The organism is Massilia sp. Root335 (assembly GCF_001425685.1).
Lineage (GTDB): Bacteria > Pseudomonadota > Gammaproteobacteria > Burkholderiales > Burkholderiaceae_D > Telluria > Telluria luteola.
Genome location: NZ_LMCY01000048.1, coordinates 209,651 through 227,716 on the forward strand (window position 1 = coordinate 209,651; position 18,066 = coordinate 227,716).

Here is an 18,066-nt window from a genome sequence, read left to right on the forward strand (position 1 = left end):
GCCGCCGAACCAGGTCGAGTACAAGCTGCGCCGGATGGTCAACGACTACCTGCAGCCGCCCAAGGTCACGCGCAAGATGGAGATCGGCCTGCAGCGTTTCGAGATGATCCGCGCCGACCTCGACCGGCTGCAGGCGCGGAACCCGCATGAGCTCATGCGCGCGATGGAAATCCACGCGATCCGCGATTGCGCCGAGATGGCCGCGCGCGCTTCGCTGTACCGCACGGAGAGCCGCTGGGGCCTGTATCACAACCGCGTCGACTACCCGCAGCGCAACGATGCCGACTGGTTCGTGCACGTGCAGCTCAAGAAGCAGGACGGCGGGATGACGTGCTTCAAGCGTCCCGTCGCGCCATACATCGTGCCGCTCGACGACAGCGAGAAGGAGGCCTACCAGCGCCTGCGCGTGAAGACCGAGCCCCTCGCGGCCTGACCAGGAGAACCCATGCCGACCACCATCAACATCACCAGCGTTCCCGTCACCGTCGACGGCGACAAATGCATCGCACACAAGGGCTGCACCGTGTGCGTGGACGTGTGCCCCCTCGACGTGCTGGCCATCGACATGGTCCAGGGCAAGGCCTACATGCAGTTCGACGAATGCTGGTACTGCATGCCGTGCGAGCAGGACTGCCCGACCGGCGCCGTCCGCGTCGACATCCCCTATCTGCTGCGCTGAACGACACCACCCGGAGAATGACCCGATGAAGCTGCACCATGAACTGATCGGCCTGTCCCTGCTGCTCGCCTTCGGCAGCGCCCACGCGCTTGACACCATCCGCGTTGCCATCGGCACCCAGGACACGACCATCAACTGCGCCACCGGCGGCCTTCTGATCCGCGAGCTGCACCTGCTGGAAAAATACCTGCCGCACGACGGCAAGTACAAGGACGTCAAGTACGACATCGAATGGAAGAATTTCACGTCCGGCGCGCCGCTGACGAACGAGATGGTCGCGGGCAAGCTGGACATCGGATCGATGGCCGACTTCCCCGGCGCCTTCAACGGCGCCGCGCACGCCAAGGCGGGCAGGAAGAGCATCTTCGTCACCGTCCTGTCGGGCAGCACGCTCGGTTCCGGCAACGGCATCGTCGTGCCGAAGGGTTCGCCGGTGCAGTCGCTGGCGGAGCTGAAGGGCAGGACGATCTCGGTGCCGTTCGCGTCCACCGCCCACGGCATGCTGCTGCGCGCCGTGAGGGCGCAGGGCTGGGACCCGGACAAGGACGTGAACATCACGACGCAGGCGCCGGAAGTCGCCGGCTCCGCCCTGCAGGGCAACAAGGTCGACGCCCACGCCGACTTCGTCCCGTTCGCCGACCTGTTCCCGCACCGCGGCTTCGCCCGCAAGATCTACGACGGTTCGCAGGCCCGTTCCCCGACGATGCACGGCAGCCTCGTCGAAGCCGACTACGCGAAAAAATATCCGGAGATCGTCGTGGCCTACCTGCGCGCCGCCATCGAAGCGGACCGCCTGATCGCGGCCGAACCGGAAAAATACAGTGAGCTGATCGCGAAGGTGACCGGCATCGACGCCGAAGTCGACTACCTGTTCCACGGCCCGGTAGGCCTGCAGACGCGCGACTTCACGTGGAAGCCGGAATACCGCCAGGCCGTGAAAACCTCGATCGACACGCTGCGCCTGCTGAAGCGCACGGACTCGGACCTCGACGTCAACACCTTCATCGACGATACGTTCATTCGCACGGCCTTCAGGCAGGCCGGCCTGGACTACGACAGGCAATTGAAGAACTACGACAAGCTGCCGTTGAAGGCGCGGGACGCGGTGACCGGCAAACCGATCACGGACTTCCGTCACCTCACGCAGATCTGGGTGCGGGGCGAGCCGCTCGTGCGCCACTACGCGAGCGCGACGACCGCGATCGCCGCGCTGCGCCAGCTGGAACAGGCGGGCAGGAAGGTGCGCACCGTGTACGCCCACGATCAGGGCTCGGGCCTCAAGCTGCTGGCGGGCGACGCGTGGTTCGTCGTCGCCGCCGACGGCAAGGACGTCAGCGCGTTCCTGCTGAAAGCCGATGCGCAGGCCCAGGCGGCCAAGGTCAAGGGCAAGGTGGTCGATTTCGATACGCTCAAGAGCGGAAAGGCGATGTAATGGCTTGAAAGCCACCGTTAGCGTCATCCCCGCGCAGGCGGGGGTCCAGCCTTTGCGTCCGTAGTCGAAACCCTTGGGTTCCCGCCTGCGCCGGAACGACGTGCAAATGCAGCGTTCCCTAAAAAATGCATCGATCCTCATCCAGTCACCCAGGAGCTTCATGGACACCACCGCCCCTCGCACACTCGACCCCGCCCTGCTGCGCCACGCGCGCCGCCTGGCGCTGCGCGTGCTCTCGCTCGTCGCCTGCGTGGCGGCCTGGCAGTGGGCCGTCGCGCACCACCTCGACCTCGGCCTCGTCACGTTCCGGAATGTGCCGTCGCCCAAGGACGTGTTCGATGCGGCCGCCGCGCTGCTGGAATCGCCCAGGCTGGTCCTGCATTTGAAGGCCAGCGTGGGGCGCGTGTTCGCCGGCTTTGCGGCGGCGGGCGTCGCCGGCCTCGTGCTGGGCCTCGTCATCGGCCGTTCGCGGCTGCTGGAAGACGTGCTGCTGCCGCCGCTCGAAATGCTGCGCCCGATCCCGGCCGTCGCCTGGATCCCGCTGGCGATCCTGATGTTCCCGTCATCCGAGTTGTCGATGGTGTTCATCACGTTCATCGGCGCGCTGTTTCCCATCTTGCTGGGCACGATCCACGGCGCGGAGGGCGTCGATCCGCGCCTCGTCGCATCGTCGCGCAGCCTCGGCGCCGGCCGCTGGACCATCTTCACGGAAGTCATCCTGCCGGCGGCCGCACCCAACATCGTCACGGGGCTGTCGATCGGCATGGGCACGGCGTGGTTCTGCCTCGTGACGGCGGAGATGATCGCCGGCCAGTTCGGCATCGGCTATTACACGTGGGCCGCGTACACGATCCAAAACTATCCGGACATCGTCGTCGGCATGCTGTTCATCGGCGTCATCGGCATGGGCAGCAGCGCGCTCGTGAAAAAGCTGGGCGATCTCGCCATGCCCTGGTACCACATGCAAAGGACGAAGCCATGAACCAGACGACCAGCATCGAACGCGCACGGCTGGCGCAGGGCGGCGCCATCGAGATCGACCAGCTCGGCATCCGCCTCGGCGCCGGAGCGCAGGCGTTCGACGCGGTGCACGACGTCTCGCTGTCCATCGCGCCGGGCGAATTCGTCTGCGTGCTCGGGCCGTCCGGCTGCGGCAAGTCGACGCTGCTCGGCGCCCTGGCCGGCCATTGGACGCCCAGCCGCGGCAGCATCCACGTCGATGGCGCGCCCGTCGCGGGGCCGCATCCGGACCGCGGCCTCGTGTTCCAGCAGCACACGCTGTTCCCGTGGCAGAAGGTGCTCGACAACGTCGCCTTCGGCCTCAAGATGAAGGGTGTCGGACGGGGCGAACGGCGCGAGCGGGCGCGCGAGCTGCTGGGCCTCGTGGGCCTGGCCGCCTTCGAGGACCGCTATCCGGTCCAGCTGTCGGGCGGCATGCAGCAGCGCGTGGAAATCGCGCGCGTCCTCATCAACCATCCGCGCGTGATGCTGATGGACGAACCGTTCGGCGCACTGGACGCGCAGACGCGCTTGAAAATGCAGGAGCTGCTGCTGGAGGTGTGGGCACGCGTGAACACGACGATCGTCTTCATCACGCACGACATCGACGAGGCGTTGTTCCTCGCCGACCGCATCCTCGTGATGAGCCCCCGCCCGGGCCGCATCATCGACGAGATCCGCCTCGACTTCGAACGCCCGCGCCATCCGGACCTCACGACCTCGAGCCACTTCACGCGCCTGAAACGCCACTGCCTGGACCTGCTTCACCCGCAAGCCAGCATCACGCCGCTGGCGCGCCTGAGCCCACTGGGCCCTCTCTGAACCCTGCCATGCAAGGACACACCGTGACAACCGATTACCACGACGCCCCCGAACTCGCAGCCCTCGCGCTGCGCCTGCAGGACGACGACCACACGGTCCGCCGCATCGCGCTGCTCGACCTGGCCGACCTGGACGGCGACGCCCACGTGCCGCTGCTGCTGGCCGCGCTCGACGACGACGCCGCGGCCGTGCGCACGGCCGCGGCCCGCGCGCTGGAAGCCTTCGAATCGCCGGCCACCGTGCGCGGCCTCGCGCGCCTGCTGTCCGACGGCGACGCCGGCGTGCGCGCGGCCGCCGCAGAAAGCCTCGCGGAGCTGAAACTGCCCGAGTCGGCGCGGGAACTGTTGCCGTTCATCGGCGTCGATGACGCCTTCGTGCGCGCGGCCGTACTGCGCGGCGTGCGCGAACTGCGGGTGCCGGACAGTTTTACGCCCGCGCTGGCGGCGCTCGGCGATGCCGATCCGCTCGTGCGGCGCGAGGCGGTGACCGTGCTGGGTTACCTGAAACATCCCGATGCGGTCGACGCGCTGGCGCGGCTGGCGATCCAGGACCCGGAGCCGGAAGTACGCCGCGCCGCCGCGGGTGCGCTGGGCTTTGCCGCCGCGCCGCAGGCCATATTGCCCGCCCTGCTGGCGGCCCTGTCCGACCAGGCATGGCAAGTGCGCGAGGAAGCCGCGACGACGCTCGGCAAGCTGCGCCTGCGCGACGCGGCGCCGGCTTTGATCGCCGCGCTGGGCGACGACTGGTGGCAGGTGCGCCTGCGCGCCGCCCGCAGCCTGGGACGCCTGCGCAACCCGGACGCGCTGCCGGCCCTGATCGCTGCGCTCGATCACAGGATCGGCAACCTGAGAAAAGAAGCGGCGCTGGCGCTGGGCGAGATCGGTTCGCCCGCGGCACTGCCCGCGCTGTGCGAGGCGGAAAGCGATTCCGACCCGGAAGTGCGCAAGTCCGTGCGCCTCGCGCTCCAGCAAATCGGGGCGCAAGCATGACGGTGCCGGAAGCCGTCGAGAACCACGCCGCGCAAGGCGTGCTGGCGCTGCGCTGGCCGGACGGGCGCACGGTGCGCGTCACGCATGCGCGCCTGCGCGCGGCCTGCCCGTGCTCGGCATGCCGCGCGCTGCGCCGGGCCGGCGCCGGCGTCGAAGGCGGCGATGCCGTACGGCTGGCCGCGATCGAACTGGTGGGTACATATGCACTGAACCTGGCGTTCAGCGACGGCCACCGGCGCGGCATCTATCCGTACGAGATGCTGGCGACGCTGGACTAGAACGCGATTTCCGTTTCCATCTCCTGGCCGAGATGCAGCTCGCTGCCGGCACCCGCCGTCACGATGCAGTTCATGCCCAGGCAGATGGCGCCTTCCATGCGCGGATTGGCGCGGTAGGTCTGCAGGATGTCGAGCGGGTCCGGGCCCGGGACGCCCGTCGCCTGGTCGATGGACGGGATCGGGCAGCGCGCGCACGGCTTCACGGGACGGATCTCGACGCCGCCCACCGTCAGCGTCGCCAGGAAATCCTCTTCGCAGGCGTCCAGGCCGTCGACGACGAGGTTCGGGCGGAAGCGGTCCATCGGCAGCGCATGGCGGCCGGCCGCGACGAGGCGCGCGTTGAGGTCGTCGAGCGACGCCTGGCCGATCAGCAGCAGCGGGTAGCCGTCCGCAAAGCGCGTCCGCGCTTGCACACCGTCCGTCCACTTGGTGCTCGTCGGCCGCACGACGTCGCGGTGGAAGCGCACGAGGCGGCACGGCGTGGCCAGCGCGGCCGAAAACCAGGCGGCCGCCGCGTCGCCGCAATCGGCCGCGTCGACCTTGTCGTCCCAGATCTGCACGGTGCGCGTGGCGGCTGCCTCGTCCCATGCGAGCGGCAGCGCCAGTTCATCCATGCCGGGCGCATGGACGCGCAGCGTGGCGCCGTCGGGCAGCGGCCGGATCAGCGCCATGCGCGGATGCTCGCGCTGCGTGAGGAACTGTCCGTCGGCCGTCACCAGCATCCATTCGCGGTCGTGCACGTCCAGCGCGGACAGGCCGGATTCGTTCACGACGGCCGACCGGACGGCGATGCCGGCGCAGGATTTGATCGGGTACAGCAGCAGGTGGGTCAGGATGGCCATGGATCGCGTGGGCGGAACGGGTTGGAATGACGCCGACAGTATCGCATCAAACGCCGTCCGTGCCCACCGTCGGGGCAAAGCGGGCAGCCAGGAAATCGATCAGCAGGCGCAGCTTCTTCGACATGTGGCGCTTGCTGAGGTAGAGGGCGTGGATGTCCAGCGCGGCGCCGGCGAAGTCCTCCAGCACGGGCACGAGGTCGCCGGCCGCGACCGACGGTGCGAGCGCGAACGCCGGACCGAACACGATGCCCGCGCCCGCGCGCGCCGCCTGGCATGCCAGCGCCATCGAATTCGTCCGCAGCGGGCCGTCGACCTTGACCGTCATCCGGCCGTCGCCGGCCTCGTACCACCACTCGCCCGGCGTCGTCACGCCGCTCAGGTACAGGCAACGGTGGCCCGCCAGTTCGGACGGATGCGCGGGCGTGCCGTGGCGCGCGAGGTAGGCCGGCGCCGCGCACGTGATCATGCGGCTGGTGCCGAGCCGGCGCGCGACGAGCGCGGAATCCGGCAGGCGGCCGATGCGCAGCGCCAGGTCGAAGCCTTCGTCGATGAGGTCCGAGAAGCGGTCCGTCAGCTCGACGTCCAGCACGATGTCGGGATAGCGCGCGAGGAAGGCCGCGAGCGCGGGCGCCAGGTGCTGCTCGCCGAACGTCACGGGCGCCGTCAGGCGCAGCAGGCCGCGCGGCACGGCCTGCAACTGCATCGCCTCGCGGTTGGCTTCCTCGATGTCGGCGAGGATCTGCACGCAGCGCCGGAAGTAATTGTCGCCGGCCTCCGTCAGCGTCAGGCGGCGCGTGGTGAGGGTCAGCAGGCGCACGCCCAGGCTCTGCTCCAGGCCGCGCAGGTGCTTGCTCACCATCGCGTGCGACAGCCCGAAGTGGCGCGCCGCGGCCGCCAGGCTGCCGCCCTCGACGCTCTTCACGAACACCGCCATGCTCGTCACCCGGTCCATGCGATCTCCTACCTAAAGTCGTAAATGATGCCACGAAATACGGGATTATCGAACGAACGGATGGAAGTTACAGTCGTCGCCGTACCCCATCACCCAGGAACGGCAATGAAGATCAAGACCAATGGCATCGAACTCGACGTAACGATCTCCGGCAGCGGCGCGGTCACGCTCCTCTACCTGCACTACTGGGGCGGCGCGGCGCGCACGTGGCAACCCGTGATCCGCGCCCTGCCCGACGGTTACCGGCACGTGGCCGTCGACCTGCGCGGCTGGGGCGGCTCGAGCCGGCCCGACGCGGGCTACGCGCTGGCCGACATGGCGGCCGACGTGCGCGGCGTCGCCGAGGCGCTGGCGCTCGACCGCCACGTCCTCGTCGGCCACTCGATGGGCGGCAAGCTCGCGCAATATCTCGCGGCGGACCGCCCGGCCGGGTTGCGCGGCCTCGTCCTCGTGGCGCCGTCGCCGCCGCTGCCGCTGCCGCTCGACGCGCGGCAGCGCGACGCCATCGCCCACGCCTACGACGACGCGGCCGCCGTCGGCGCCACGCTCGACCACGTGCTGAGCGCAGGCCCGCTGCCGCCCGCGCTGCGCAACCAGGTCGTCGAGGACAGCCTGCGCGGCGCGCACGCCGCGAAACGGGCCTGGCCGCATGGCGCGATGGCGCACGACATCACGGAACGGGCGCGCAGGATCGCCGTGCCGGTGACGGTCGTCTCCGGCGAACTGGATCGCGTCGACCCGCCGGCGGCGCTGCTCACGCACCTGCTCCCGTTCATCCCGCACGCCGTGCTGGAGACAGTGCCGGCACGCGGCCACCTGCTGCCGCTGGAGGCGCCGGACGCGGTCGCGCATGCGATCCGGCGTTGCGCGGCCGACGTGTCACCGGGCTGAGACGGCGTTTGCCATTCCGAAAAAACACGCGTACACTCCGTCCCGTCGCTCCGGCCATCCGGGGCGACACCAATGCTAGGGGTCCTGCGCCGTCACGCGGCGTGGGTGAGAAATACCCTCCGAACCTGATCTGGATAATGCCAGCGAAGGGAAGCTACAGAGCTCCGCGTGCACGTTCGTCTGCCCGCATCTCCGCACCTCCTCCAGCTGGATCGCCGATCTCCCGGGGCACTTCTAAACCTGCTGCGCGTTGCATTTTTGCCCTGCGATGCTCGCTGTACTAGCGTACAGCTGCGCGTCTCGGACAAAACTGCTGCCGCTCGCGACGGTTTCGAAGTGCCCCTTAGTGACCAACAAGGAGTGCACTTGAACGCCGATCCGAAATTCCTCTCCGCCAGCGCCACCGTCGACGCCGCCGCCGTCGCGCCGCTGCCCAATTCCCGCAAGGTCTACGTGGCAGGCAGCCGCCCGGACATCCGCGTGCCGATGCGCGAGATCCGCCAGTCCGACACGCCCGCGTCGTTCGGCCATGAGCCGAATCCGCCGGTGTGGGTCTACGACACGTCAGGGCCGTACACCGATCCCGAGGCCGTCATCGACATCCGCTCCGGCCTGGCGCCGCTGCGCGCCGGCTGGATCCGCGAGCGCGGCGACACCGAAGAACTGGCCGGTCCGACGTCGCACTACGGCATCGAACGCCTGAACGATCCGAAACTGGCCGAGCTGCGCTTCCACCTGCAGCGCAAGCCGCGCCGCGCCGTCGCGGGACGCAACGTCACGCAGATGCATTACGCGCGCCAGGGGATCATCACGCCCGAGATGGAATACGTCGCCATCCGCGAAAACCTGCGACGCCAGGAATACCTCGCCGCGCTGGAAGACGCGGGCCCCACGGGCAAGCGCATGGCGCAGGTGCTGGGCCGCCAGCATCCGGGCCAGTCGTTCGGCGCATCGGTCCCGCGCGAGATCACGGCCGAATTCGTGCGCGACGAGATCGCGCGCGGCCGCGCCATCCTGCCGAACAACATCAACCACCCGGAATCGGAACCGATGATCATCGGCCGCAACTTCCTCGTGAAGATCAACGCCAACATCGGCAACTCGGCCGTCACGTCGTCGATCGGCGAGGAAGTCGAGAAGATGACCTGGGCCACGCGCTGGGGCGGCGATACCGTGATGGACCTGTCGACCGGCAAGCATATCCACGAGACGCGCGAGTGGATCGTCCGCAACAGCCCCGTCCCCATCGGCACGGTGCCGCTGTACCAGGCGCTGGAAAAGGTGCACGGCAAGGCCGAGGACCTGACCTGGGAGATCTACCGCGACACGCTGATCGAGCAGGCGGAGCAAGGCGTCGACTACTTCACCATCCACGCCGGCGTGCGCCTCGCGTATGTGCCGATGACCGCGAACAGGCTCACCGGCATCGTCTCGCGCGGCGGCTCGATCATGGCCAAGTGGTGCCTCGCCCACCACAAGGAATCGTTCCTGTACACGCGTTTCGAAGAGATCTGCGAGATCATGAAGGCCTACGACGTCGCGTTCAGCCTGGGCGACGGCCTGCGTCCCGGCTCGATCTACGACGCCAACGACGACGCCCAGCTATCCGAACTGAAGACCCTCGGCGAACTGACGCAGGTCGCGTGGAAGCACGACGTGCAGGTGATGATCGAAGGCCCGGGTCACGTGCCGCTGCAGCTGATCAAGGAGAACATGGACCTGCAGCTGGAGCAGTGCCACGAGGCGCCGTTCTACACGCTGGGGCCCCTGACCACCGACATCGCGCCGGGCTACGACCACATCACGTCCGGCATCGGCGCCGCCAACATCGGCTGGTACGGCACGGCGATGCTGTGCTACGTGACGCCGAAGGAGCACCTGGGCCTGCCCGACAAGGACGACGTCAAGGACGGCATCATCACGTACAAGATCGCGGCGCACGCGGCCGACCTGGCCAAGGGTCATCCGGGCGCGCAGATCCGCGACAACGCGCTGTCGAAGGCGCGCTTCGAATTCCGCTGGGACGACCAGTTCAACCTGGGCCTCGATCCGGACAAGGCGCGTTCCTTCCACGACGAGACGCTGCCCAAGGATTCCGCCAAGGTGGCGCACTTCTGCTCCATGTGCGGCCCGCATTTCTGCTCGATGAAGATCACGCAGGAAGTGCGCGACTACGCGGCCGGCCAGGGCATCGCCGCGAACGCCGCGCTGGAACAAGGGATGCAGGTGAAGGCCGTCGAGTTCATGAAGCGCGGCGCCGAGCTGTATCACAAGGAGTGACACCGTGCTGGAAATCGAACTGAACGGCGCGGCGCACGCGCTGCCCGCGCACGCGAGCCTGCACGACCTCGTCGAGTCGCTGGGCCTCGCGGGCCAGAAGCTCGCGCTGGCCGTGAACCGGCAAGTCGTGCCGCGCGAGCGCTGGCGCGACACGCCCCTGCACGCGCGCGACCGCGTGGACGTGGTGCGCGCCATCGGCGGCGGCTGATCCCTGACCTCATCCAACTTCGGAAGCAATGACATGACGAATGCAAACCCCGCGGACCGGCCGTTGACCATCGCCGGCAAGGCATACAACTCGCGCCTGCTGGTGGGCAGCGGCAAATACCGCGACCTGGAACAGACCCGCGCCGCGACGGAAGCGTCGGGCGCCGACATCATCACGGTGGCGATCCGGCGCGTGAACATCGGCCAGCACGCGAACGAGGCGAACCTGCTCGACGCGGTGCCGCCGTCGCGCTGGACGATCCTGCCCAACACGGCCGGCTGCTACAACGCGAAGGACGCCGTGTACACGCTGCAGCTGGCGCGCGAGCTGCTGAACGGCCACAAGCTCGTCAAGCTGGAAGTGCTGGGCGACGAGAAGACGCTGTTCCCGAACATGCCGGAGACGCTCGTCGCCGCGCGCGAACTGGTGCGCGATGGCTTCGACGTGATGGTCTATTGCAGCGACGATCCGATCCAGGCGCGCATGCTGGAAGACATCGGCTGCGCGGCGATCATGCCGCTCGCGTCGCTGATCGGTTCCGGCATGGGCATCCTGAATCCGTGGAACCTGTCGCTGATCATCGAGCAGGCCAAGGTGCCGGTGATCGTGGACGCCGGCGTCGGCACGGCGTCCGATGCGGCCATCGCGATGGAGCTGGGCTGCGACGGCGTGCTGATGAACAGCGCCATCGCGGGTGCGCAAGACCCGGTGCGGATGGCCGGCGCGATGCGCCTCGCCGTCGAAGCGGGCCGCGAAGCGTACCTCGCGGGCCGCATGCCGCGCCGGTTCGCGGCCTCGCCGTCGTCGCCGATGGCGGGCCGGATCTGATGGACGCGCTGCTGCGGCCCTGCGTGCTCGTGTGCGCCGGGCTCGATCCGTCGGGCGGCGCCGGCATCCAGGCCGACATCGAAGCCGTCGCCGCCCAGGGCGCGCACGCGCTGCCGCTGGTGACGGCGCTGACGGTCCAGGACAACAACACCGTGCGCGAGGTCGTGCCGGTGGACGCCGGCCTGTTGCTGCGCCAGGCCGCGCTGCTGGCCGAGACGATGCCGATCCGCGCGGTGAAAATCGGCATCCCCGGCAACCGGGAGAACGCGGAAGCCATCGCCGCCATCGTGCGCATGCTGCGCGTGCAGCGGCCGGACCTGCCCGTGGTGCTCGACCCGATACTGGCCAGCGGCCGCGGCGACAACCTGTCGCGCGGCGACGCGCTGGCCGCGCTGGCGCCGCTGCTGGCCGTGGCCACGCTGGTCGTGCCGAACCTGCCGGAAGCGGCGGCGCTGGGCATCGCCCCCAACGGCAGCATGCCCCTGCCCTGCGCCCACGTGCTGGTCACGGGCGGCCATGGCGACGGCGCCGACATCGTCAACCGCTGGCTCTGCGCCGCGGGATCGCGGGAATGGCGCTGGCCGCGCCTGCGCGGCGAATTCCACGGCAGCGGCTGCACGCTGGCGTCCGGCATCGCGGCCCGGCTGGCGCTGGGCGACACGATGGCGCAGGCGCTGGAACTCGGCCAGCGCTGGTGCGACCGCACGCTCGCGCATGCGTACGCGATCGCGCCGGGCCAGCGCATCCCGCGCCGCATCCATCCATGAGGAGAGACAACGACATGCGAGGCTTGTACCTGGTGACCCCGAACTGGGACGACACCGACCGGCTGCTGGACGTGACGGAACAGGCGCTCTGCGCCGGCGCCGCGCTGATCCAGTACCGCCACAAGGACGCGGGCCCGGCCCTGCGCCGCGAACAGGCCGCCGCCCTGCTGGCCCTGTGCCGGCGCCACGGCCGGCCGCTGATCATCAATGACCATGTGCTGCTGTGCACCGAGCTCGATGCGGACGGCATCCACGTGGGCGGTCTCGATGCGCCGGTGGCCGCCGTGCGCGGCGCCGTGGGCCCGGACAAGATCGTCGGCGCGTCGTGCTACGGCGACCTCGAACTGGCGCAGAAGGCGCAGGGCGCGGGCGCGAGCTATGTCGCGTTCGGCGGCTTCTATCCGTCGCTGGTCAAGAAGTATGCGGTGACGACGGCGCCGGACATCGTCCTGCAGGCCAAGGCCAGCCTGTGCGTGCCGGTGGTGGTGATCGGCGGGATGACGGCGGCGAATGCACGGCCGCTCGTGTCGCGCGGTGCGGACATGGTGGCCGCCATCAGCAGCGTGGTGCAGGCGCCGGATCCGTTTTCGGCGGCGCGGGAGTTCGTCGGATTGTTTTGATGGCGGTCTGGCGGGCACGGGGTGCCCGCCATGCGTTCGCGTTACGCTTTCGCCAATTTGAACTGTGCCAGCTCGCCGGTGAGATACCCCACCGCCGCGCCGAACTTGTCCTTGTAGTTGGCCTTGACGAGCGGATCCAGCGTGCCCTTGACGTTGGCGTGGATGCCGATCCAGTCGCCCGGATGCTGGAAGTTGCTCATGACGTAGGTCCAGCCGTTGACGTCGTCCACCGCGTGCAGGCCGGTCGACTCGGCGCCGGACGGTACCGACAGGACGCGCGACAACTGCTTCGTGTCGATGTTGTACGCCCACAGGAAGTTATTGACGTGCAGGTTGCTGTCCTCGCCGATGAACAGCGTGCGCATCTTTTCCGAGAACTTGAGGTTGTCCGGGTTGGCGATCTTGTCCGGATTCGCCGTGTTGCCGAGGGCGTCGGCGCCGATGTCCTCGCCGACCAGCAAGGCCTTGACGTCGGCCGGCATCCACTCGCTGTTGATGGCATTGCCGGCCGTGTCCTTCTGGCCGCCCTTGAGGCTCAGCGCCATCACGGCGCCCGCGTTCAACGCCTTCGGGATCGAGATGCCGTTCCCCGCCACGTTGGCCGCATTCCCGGCCACCATCGAGCTCTGGCAGTACGACAGCGCCGAATACGCGACCTTGTCCTTGAGGTTGACGGTCGTGCCTTCCATCTTGGTAAAGCCCAGCGAGGCGCCCAGCAGCGCGGCATAGCGGTGGGTTTCGAGGAAGGCCGCGGCCTTTTCCATGCCCGGTTTCAGCTTGATCCACTCGGCCTTGCCGCCGACCATGACCTTGGTATAGGTCGCATCCTGCGGGTCGGCGCTGGCGCGGTCCATGATGTCGGTCGCCTTGAGCGACGCGGCCAACGCGCGGATCTCGTTGCTGGTGGCCGCGCCGAGCCTGATCCAGGTGAGCGGCGCCGGGCTGCCCGCCGGGTCGAGCGAGAAGCCCGCGCCGACCTTGGCCACGTACAGCGTGCCCGCCGACAGGTCCTTCTCCTTGTCGGCCACGAACACGAAGTAGCCGCTGTTGGTGGCGTCGTCGCCCATGATCACGGTGCGGTTGTCGCCCAGCACCTGCACCAGTTCGTGCGAGATACGGCCCATGCAGTAGTGCTTCTTGATGGACGCCGTGCCGTCGGTGTTGACGGTCACTTCCGGCAGGTGGCCGTAGTCGTACGGGTTCGCCTTCGTCTCGTCGCCGTACAGGTTCTTGCTGAAGGCCTTGAACTGGTCCTCGCCGGCGGCGGTGAAGGCGTTCGGCTCGTACTCTTCGCTCGACAGGTGCGTGCCCCACGGCGACAGGCTGGCGCCGCACGTGATCCACAGGCCGTTCACGCCGGACGTGTCGACGTTGTGGTACTTCACCAGCGTCAGCTTGCCGGTGGTCTTGTCCTGGTCGAGGGTCAGCACGGCGATCGGCGACGGCAGCTTGCCGTACATGTCGGTCTTGCCGTCCTGGGCCCAGCTCGTGTATTCGAACTGCACGACCGCGAACACCGCGTTGCCCTTCACGCCCGCCACGTTCGCATTCGGCACGGTCAACAGCGACGTGCCGTCCGGCGAATCCGAGAAGAACTGGCGCTCTTTACCCGCGACCGTCGTGTCGACGATCGCCTTGTTGTTGATGTCGTAATAGCCGCCGGCCAGGATGGTGCCGCCGCTCCCGTTCGGGACCATGTCGCCCGTGATGAAGAACGGCTGGTACGACAGCTTGAAATCGAGCTTGCTGCTGTCGCTGAAGTTGACCGTCATCGTCGATGCGACCGACGTCTTCGCCATGGCCGCGGCATCGGTCAGCGCGGGCGCCGCCATCGACCCGAACGACACGCTCGCGAGGGTCACGGCCGGCGTCGGGGCGGTGGTCGTCGGGGTGTCGTTGTCACCACCGCCGCAGCCGGCCATCAAGGCGGCCACGCCACCGGCGCCCAGCGGCAGCATCGGGGTGGCGCCCATCAGGCGAAGCAGGCGGCGGCGGGACAGGTCGGGGTTCGGGTTCATGCGTCAACTCTCCGGAAGGTCAGTAGGAATGCCCGGAGGTTAGTTGACGAGTATGTCACCTTCATTACAAAACTTTAATGTTTCGAGGCTTGGAGGGAAGCCGGCGCACCGCCGCGATACCAGACGGTCCGGCCCCGGGCCGGCCACCCGCTGGGGGCAAAATCGGGAATCCTTGCGCTTCTTCAAGAATGTGACATTTCCGGCGAGTTAGTTTCCGAGAGCAATCAAAACATCGGGCCAGCCCGGTCCGGTATCGACATCGACGAAAGGGGACGCATCGCATGAAACTCGGATTCTTCGGCATTGGCCTGTGCCTGATCCCGCTGGCCGCGGCGGCCGCACCGGTTGCGACACCATACGCGAACAACAACGGCGCGCTGCCGCCGTCCAGCCAGTACACAGGACCGCTGTTCAAGCTCAGCCACGCGTATCCGGCCAAGGTCGCGGCACCGGCCATGCCCTGGCGCGACGCCATCCAGCACGGCCGGATCACGGTCCAGAACGCGAGCGCGTACGCCGAGGCGCTGAAGGCGGCGGTCGGCAAGGACATGCCGACCCTGCTGTTCGACTACGCGCACTGGGACGCCGCCGCGCGCGGCTGGTACAACGAACCCTGGCTGGGCAGCGCCAACGGCAAGTACGGCGGCCGCGAAGCCATCCACGGCATGTACGTCGGCACCGACGAACTGGATGCGTCGCTGTTCGCCGCCAGCGGCCTGACGAAGCCGATCTCGACCTACGTGCTGACCTACTACGACAAGGTCGCGGCCCAGACCCTGAACCACGTGTGGTCGGCGAGCGCCGGCATGAAGCCGAGCGTGACGTCCACCAGCACGCAGTTCGCGGAGGGCTCGCTGATCGTCAAGGCCGCGTTCGTGACGGCCGGCCCGGACGTGTGGCCGGTGATGGCCGGCACCCAGGTCTGGCCGCTGTACATCACGACCAACGCCACGACCGGCGGCAGCACGCTGCCCAAGGTGACGAACACCTACCTGATGCAGTTCGACATCATCGTCAAGGACAGCCAGTCCGCACCGGACACCGGCTGGGTCTTCATGACGCTCGTCTACGACCAGAACGTCAAGCCCGGCCCGAACGGCATCTGGGACCAGATGGTCGTGCTGGGCGCGCAGTGGGGTAACGACCCGCAGGCCAACAGCACGGTCAACCCGGCCGCGCCCCTGCTGCAGAACTGGAACAATCCGGCCGCGCCGGCCTATGGCGGCGCCACGTTCGGCTGGGGCAACCGCCTGTCCGGCCCGAACGACGGCGCCATGAACGACATCGCCTACAAGGACGGCGTCAAGCAGCAGCTGGTCAAGAATGCCCAGGACTCGTCGTGCATGAGCTGCCACAGCACGGCGCAATGGAATCCGAAGACGAACACCATGCCGTCGTTCCTGCTGCCGGCCACGTCGAACCCGCCGCAGATCGCATCGAAGCAGTACATCGTGTCGCCGCCGCCCGGCTCGCCGGACTGGCTGCGCTGGTTCCAGAACCGCAAGGGCAACGTGCCGATGGACGCGGGCAGCATCGCCGCCGACTTCGACATGGTGCTGGCCTTTAAATCGCTGCCGCTGTGGTACACCGCCACGACCGGCAAGACGCATGCCCTGACCGGCTTCGACCTGCGCGGCAAGCGGATGCCGCCGCGCGCCGGCAAATAAGCCGCGTCCAGCCTCGTACGCGGGCGCGGGCGCCCGCGACACGCCATCCTCATCCAGCAGGAGACACGATGTCATCCAACTACAAACGTTTCTACACGAAGGCCGGCAACATGCCGGCCGGGATCTCCGAAGGCTATCCGGTGCCGGGTCCGCAGACGGCGGACGCCGACCGCATCGCGGCCAGCGCCTTCTTCACGACCGACTGGGAGCAGGCGCAGGCGACCAGCTACGACTTCATCGTCATCGGCACGGGTCCGACCGCCGTCGCCTTCGTCGACCGCGCGCTGGCGCGCAATCCGCAGGCGCGCATCCTCGTGCTGGACCGCGGCGGCTACTGGCTACCCGTGCATTACCAGATGCTGCCGATGGCCTTCCAGGCGACCAGTGGGCCGTGCACGACGTATCCGTGGACACGCAGCGCGGCAATGGCCACGACGGGCTCCAAATTCTTCCAGGCCGGCTACATCCCCGTGCTGGGCGGCCGCTCGACCTACTGGAGCGCGTGGTGCCCGACGCCGGAACCGACATTGATGCGCGACTGGCCGCCCGCGCTCGTTGCCGTCACGCAGCAGCCCGGCTTCTGGGAGGGCGCCCGCGCCTTCCTGCACGTGACGACGGCCGACCGCATCGACGACAGCGTCTACGGCAGCCTGCAGCGCCAGCTGGACACCAACCTGCGCGAAAACTTCAAACGCTTCGTGCCGTCGGCCGAGGGCGCGTTCCCGGCGCCGATGGCCGTCGGCCACAGCGAATGGCAGGGCGTGAAGTTCTACAAGTACTCGACGGTCGGCACGCTGCTCGGCCTGCAGCAGCGCCAGCAGGCGCTTGCGGACCAGGGCCATGGCCAGGCGCTGGCGCTCGTCGACCAGTGCATCGTCCAGCGCCTGCTGCACGACGGCGACGGCACCGTCACGGCGCTCGAAACGAGCCGCGGCCCTTTAAGCGTCGGCAACGCGCGCATCGTGCTGGCGATGGGCACGATCCCGCCCGCGACCCTGCTGATGAATTCCTTCGGCGACCGGCTGCCGAACATCGGCAAGCGCTACACGGGCCACTTCATGTCGCACGTTACCGCGCGCGTCAAACGGTCGGCATTCAAGGACCTGGCCGCGCTGGAACTCGGCGCCCAGTACCTGCACGGCAAGGACGAACAGGGCCTGCAATACCACGTGCAGGTGAGCGCCTTCGCGTCGGGCGACCCGGCGCGCGACGCCACCACCATCGCCTACGAAGCGCCCGACGCCGCGGCCGTCGCGTCGATGGCGCAGCTGGTGGGTTCGGAAGACTACGTGGTGTTCGTGTGCGCCACGCTGGGCGAGGTCGGCGAAGACAATCCCGACAACTGGATCCGCGCGAACGGCAGCCTCGATCCGACGACGAACATCACGGTGCAGCTGCAGGCCGGCCCGCGCGAACAGCACCTGTGGGACGTGCTCGACGAAGCGACCTACCAGACGATCGCCGCCCTGGCCAGCCGGGGCGCGGGCACGACGCCTTCGATCGAATACTGGATCGAAGGCGCGCCCGACGCGGGCTTCTGGCAGGCGCGCCGGCCGGGCAAGCAGCAGATCCGCCTGCCGATCATCGTGCACGAGGCGTCGGCGCTGTGGATCGGCGAGGATCCGGCCACGTCCGTCGTCGGGCTGGATTACCGGCCGCATGGGGTCAGGAATGTCTACGTCACCGGCGGCGGGTTGTTTCCGACGTCGGGGTCGTGGAATCCGACGTTGACCATGTGCGGGCTGGCGCAGGATCTGGCGGAGAGGCTGAACTGAGTTGTCGTAACCCCGCGGC

17 protein-coding genes, 1 pseudogene and 1 riboswitch are annotated in these 18,066 nt (G+C 68.3%); of the genes and pseudogenes, 15 read left to right on the top strand and 3 right to left on the bottom strand.

From position 1 onward, the window contains the following. The 7 genes and pseudogenes from ASC93_RS32395 to ASC93_RS24785 all read left to right on the top strand — a co-directional run. Positions 1-433: pseudogene (locus tag ASC93_RS32395) on the top strand (fumarate reductase/succinate dehydrogenase flavoprotein subunit); the annotation flags it as partial. Between the two features lie 12 nt (positions 434-445). Continuing rightward, complete coding sequence (locus ASC93_RS24760) at positions 446-679, top strand: ferredoxin family protein (protein ID WP_056448973.1); 234 nt, start codon at positions 446-448, stop codon at positions 677-679. A gap of 25 nt (positions 680-704) precedes the next feature. Further along, positions 705-2,111, top strand: a complete 1,407-nt coding sequence (locus tag ASC93_RS24765) for an ABC transporter substrate-binding protein (RefSeq protein ID WP_056448976.1) — start codon at positions 705-707, stop codon at positions 2,109-2,111. 160 nt (positions 2,112-2,271) lie between these two features. Beyond that, entirely contained in the window at positions 2,272-3,093 is an 822-nt protein-coding gene (locus ASC93_RS24770; RefSeq protein WP_229412866.1) for an ABC transporter permease, read from the top strand. Next, entirely contained in the window at positions 3,090-3,932 is an 843-nt protein-coding gene (locus ASC93_RS24775) for an ABC transporter ATP-binding protein (protein ID WP_056448979.1), read from the top strand. The genes ASC93_RS24770 and ASC93_RS24775 overlap by 4 nt, the downstream gene beginning before the upstream one ends. Before the next feature lie 8 nt (positions 3,933-3,940). Next, a complete protein-coding gene (locus ASC93_RS24780) occupies positions 3,941-4,921 on the top strand; it encodes a HEAT repeat domain-containing protein (RefSeq protein WP_056448982.1) in 981 nt (326 codons plus the stop codon). Beyond that, positions 4,918-5,199 carry a gamma-butyrobetaine hydroxylase-like domain-containing protein gene (locus ASC93_RS24785; RefSeq protein WP_056448985.1) on the top strand — a complete coding sequence of 94 codons (282 nt, stop codon included), beginning with the start codon at positions 4,918-4,920 and terminating at the stop codon, positions 5,197-5,199. The genes ASC93_RS24780 and ASC93_RS24785 overlap by 4 nt, the downstream gene beginning before the upstream one ends. On the opposite strand, the gene ASC93_RS24790 is transcribed toward ASC93_RS24785, so the two are convergent. Together ASC93_RS24790 and ASC93_RS24795 are read right to left on the bottom strand one after the other, a co-directional pair. Further along, complete coding sequence (locus ASC93_RS24790) at positions 5,196-6,041, bottom strand: MOSC domain-containing protein (protein WP_056448988.1); 846 nt, start codon at positions 6,039-6,041, stop codon at positions 5,196-5,198. The genes ASC93_RS24785 and ASC93_RS24790 overlap by 4 nt on opposite strands. A 46-nt stretch (positions 6,042-6,087) precedes the next feature. Then, positions 6,088-6,993: a LysR family transcriptional regulator gene (locus ASC93_RS24795; protein ID WP_056448991.1), complete on the bottom strand. Its 906-nt coding sequence runs from the start codon at positions 6,991-6,993 to the stop codon at positions 6,088-6,090. 105 nt (positions 6,994-7,098) lie between these two features. On the opposite strand from ASC93_RS24795, the gene ASC93_RS24800 reads away from it, so the two are divergent. The 6 genes from ASC93_RS24800 (at position 7,099) to thiE (ending at position 12,587) form a co-directional block, all read left to right on the top strand. Continuing rightward, positions 7,099-7,884 (top strand): alpha/beta fold hydrolase, encoded by a 786-nt coding sequence (locus ASC93_RS24800; protein WP_056448994.1) that lies wholly within the window; start codon positions 7,099-7,101, stop codon positions 7,882-7,884. A 67-nt stretch (positions 7,885-7,951) separates the two neighbouring features. Then, positions 7,952-8,053, top strand: a riboswitch (TPP riboswitch). A gap of 197 nt (positions 8,054-8,250) precedes the next feature. Next, the gene (gene thiC, locus ASC93_RS24805) at positions 8,251-10,164 is read left to right on the top strand and encodes a phosphomethylpyrimidine synthase ThiC (protein ID WP_056448997.1); all 1,914 of its coding nucleotides are present in this window, start codon (positions 8,251-8,253) and stop codon (positions 10,162-10,164) included. Positions 10,165-10,168: 4 nt separating this feature from the next. Next, positions 10,169-10,372: a sulfur carrier protein ThiS gene (gene thiS, locus ASC93_RS24810; RefSeq protein ID WP_056449000.1), complete on the top strand. Its 204-nt coding sequence runs from the start codon at positions 10,169-10,171 to the stop codon at positions 10,370-10,372. Between the two features lie 33 nt (positions 10,373-10,405). Next, positions 10,406-11,200, top strand: a complete 795-nt coding sequence (locus ASC93_RS24815) for a thiazole synthase (RefSeq protein ID WP_056449004.1) — start codon at positions 10,406-10,408, stop codon at positions 11,198-11,200. Next, positions 11,200-11,967 (top strand): hydroxymethylpyrimidine/phosphomethylpyrimidine kinase, encoded by a 768-nt coding sequence (locus ASC93_RS24820; RefSeq protein ID WP_056449007.1) that lies wholly within the window; start codon positions 11,200-11,202, stop codon positions 11,965-11,967. Before ASC93_RS24815 ends, ASC93_RS24820 begins: the two co-directional genes overlap by 1 nt. A 14-nt stretch (positions 11,968-11,981) precedes the next feature. Continuing rightward, complete coding sequence (gene thiE, locus ASC93_RS24825; RefSeq protein ID WP_056449009.1) at positions 11,982-12,587, top strand: thiamine phosphate synthase; 606 nt, start codon at positions 11,982-11,984, stop codon at positions 12,585-12,587. A gap of 41 nt (positions 12,588-12,628) precedes the next feature. Here thiE and ASC93_RS24830 read toward each other — a convergent pair whose 3' ends face one another. Then, positions 12,629-14,605, bottom strand: coding sequence for a PhoX family phosphatase (locus tag ASC93_RS24830; RefSeq protein WP_056449012.1), 1,977 nt, complete (start codon positions 14,603-14,605; stop codon positions 12,629-12,631). A gap of 281 nt (positions 14,606-14,886) precedes the next feature. Between ASC93_RS24830 and ASC93_RS24835 the strand changes: the two genes are divergently transcribed. Further along, entirely contained in the window at positions 14,887-16,272 is a 1,386-nt protein-coding gene (locus ASC93_RS24835; protein WP_056449016.1) for a hypothetical protein, read from the top strand. A gap of 68 nt (positions 16,273-16,340) precedes the next feature. Then, the gene (locus ASC93_RS24840; protein WP_056449019.1) at positions 16,341-18,047 is read left to right on the top strand and encodes a GMC oxidoreductase; all 1,707 of its coding nucleotides are present in this window, start codon (positions 16,341-16,343) and stop codon (positions 18,045-18,047) included. Positions 18,048-18,066 lie beyond the last annotated feature (19 nt).

Bases quoted from the DNA above. Each gene is read 5' to 3' on its own strand.
- ASC93_RS24760 (WP_056448973.1), top strand. From the start codon at position 446: ATGCCGACCACCATCAACATCACCAGCGTTCCCGTCACCGTCGACGGC.
- ASC93_RS24765 (WP_056448976.1), top strand. From the start codon at position 705: ATGAAGCTGCACCATGAACTGATCGGCCTGTCCCTGCTGCTCGCCTTC.
- ASC93_RS24770 (WP_229412866.1), top strand. From the start codon at position 2,272: ATGGACACCACCGCCCCTCGCACACTCGACCCCGCCCTGCTGCGCCAC.
- ASC93_RS24775 (WP_056448979.1), top strand. From the start codon at position 3,090: ATGAACCAGACGACCAGCATCGAACGCGCACGGCTGGCGCAGGGCGGC.
- ASC93_RS24780 (WP_056448982.1), top strand. From the start codon at position 3,941: ATGCAAGGACACACCGTGACAACCGATTACCACGACGCCCCCGAACTC.
- ASC93_RS24785 (WP_056448985.1), top strand. From the start codon at position 4,918: ATGACGGTGCCGGAAGCCGTCGAGAACCACGCCGCGCAAGGCGTGCTG.
- ASC93_RS24790 (WP_056448988.1), bottom strand. From the start codon at position 6,041: ATGGCCATCCTGACCCACCTGCTGCTGTACCCGATCAAATCCTGCGCC.
- ASC93_RS24795 (WP_056448991.1), bottom strand. From the start codon at position 6,993: ATGGACCGGGTGACGAGCATGGCGGTGTTCGTGAAGAGCGTCGAGGGC.
- ASC93_RS24800 (WP_056448994.1), top strand. From the start codon at position 7,099: ATGAAGATCAAGACCAATGGCATCGAACTCGACGTAACGATCTCCGGC.
- ASC93_RS24815 (WP_056449004.1), top strand. From the start codon at position 10,406: ATGACGAATGCAAACCCCGCGGACCGGCCGTTGACCATCGCCGGCAAG.
- ASC93_RS24820 (WP_056449007.1), top strand. From the start codon at position 11,200: ATGGACGCGCTGCTGCGGCCCTGCGTGCTCGTGTGCGCCGGGCTCGAT.
- thiE (WP_056449009.1), top strand. From the start codon at position 11,982: ATGCGAGGCTTGTACCTGGTGACCCCGAACTGGGACGACACCGACCGG.
- ASC93_RS24830 (WP_056449012.1), bottom strand. From the start codon at position 14,605: ATGAACCCGAACCCCGACCTGTCCCGCCGCCGCCTGCTTCGCCTGATG.
- ASC93_RS24835 (WP_056449016.1), top strand. From the start codon at position 14,887: ATGAAACTCGGATTCTTCGGCATTGGCCTGTGCCTGATCCCGCTGGCC.
- ASC93_RS24840 (WP_056449019.1), top strand. From the start codon at position 16,341: ATGTCATCCAACTACAAACGTTTCTACACGAAGGCCGGCAACATGCCG.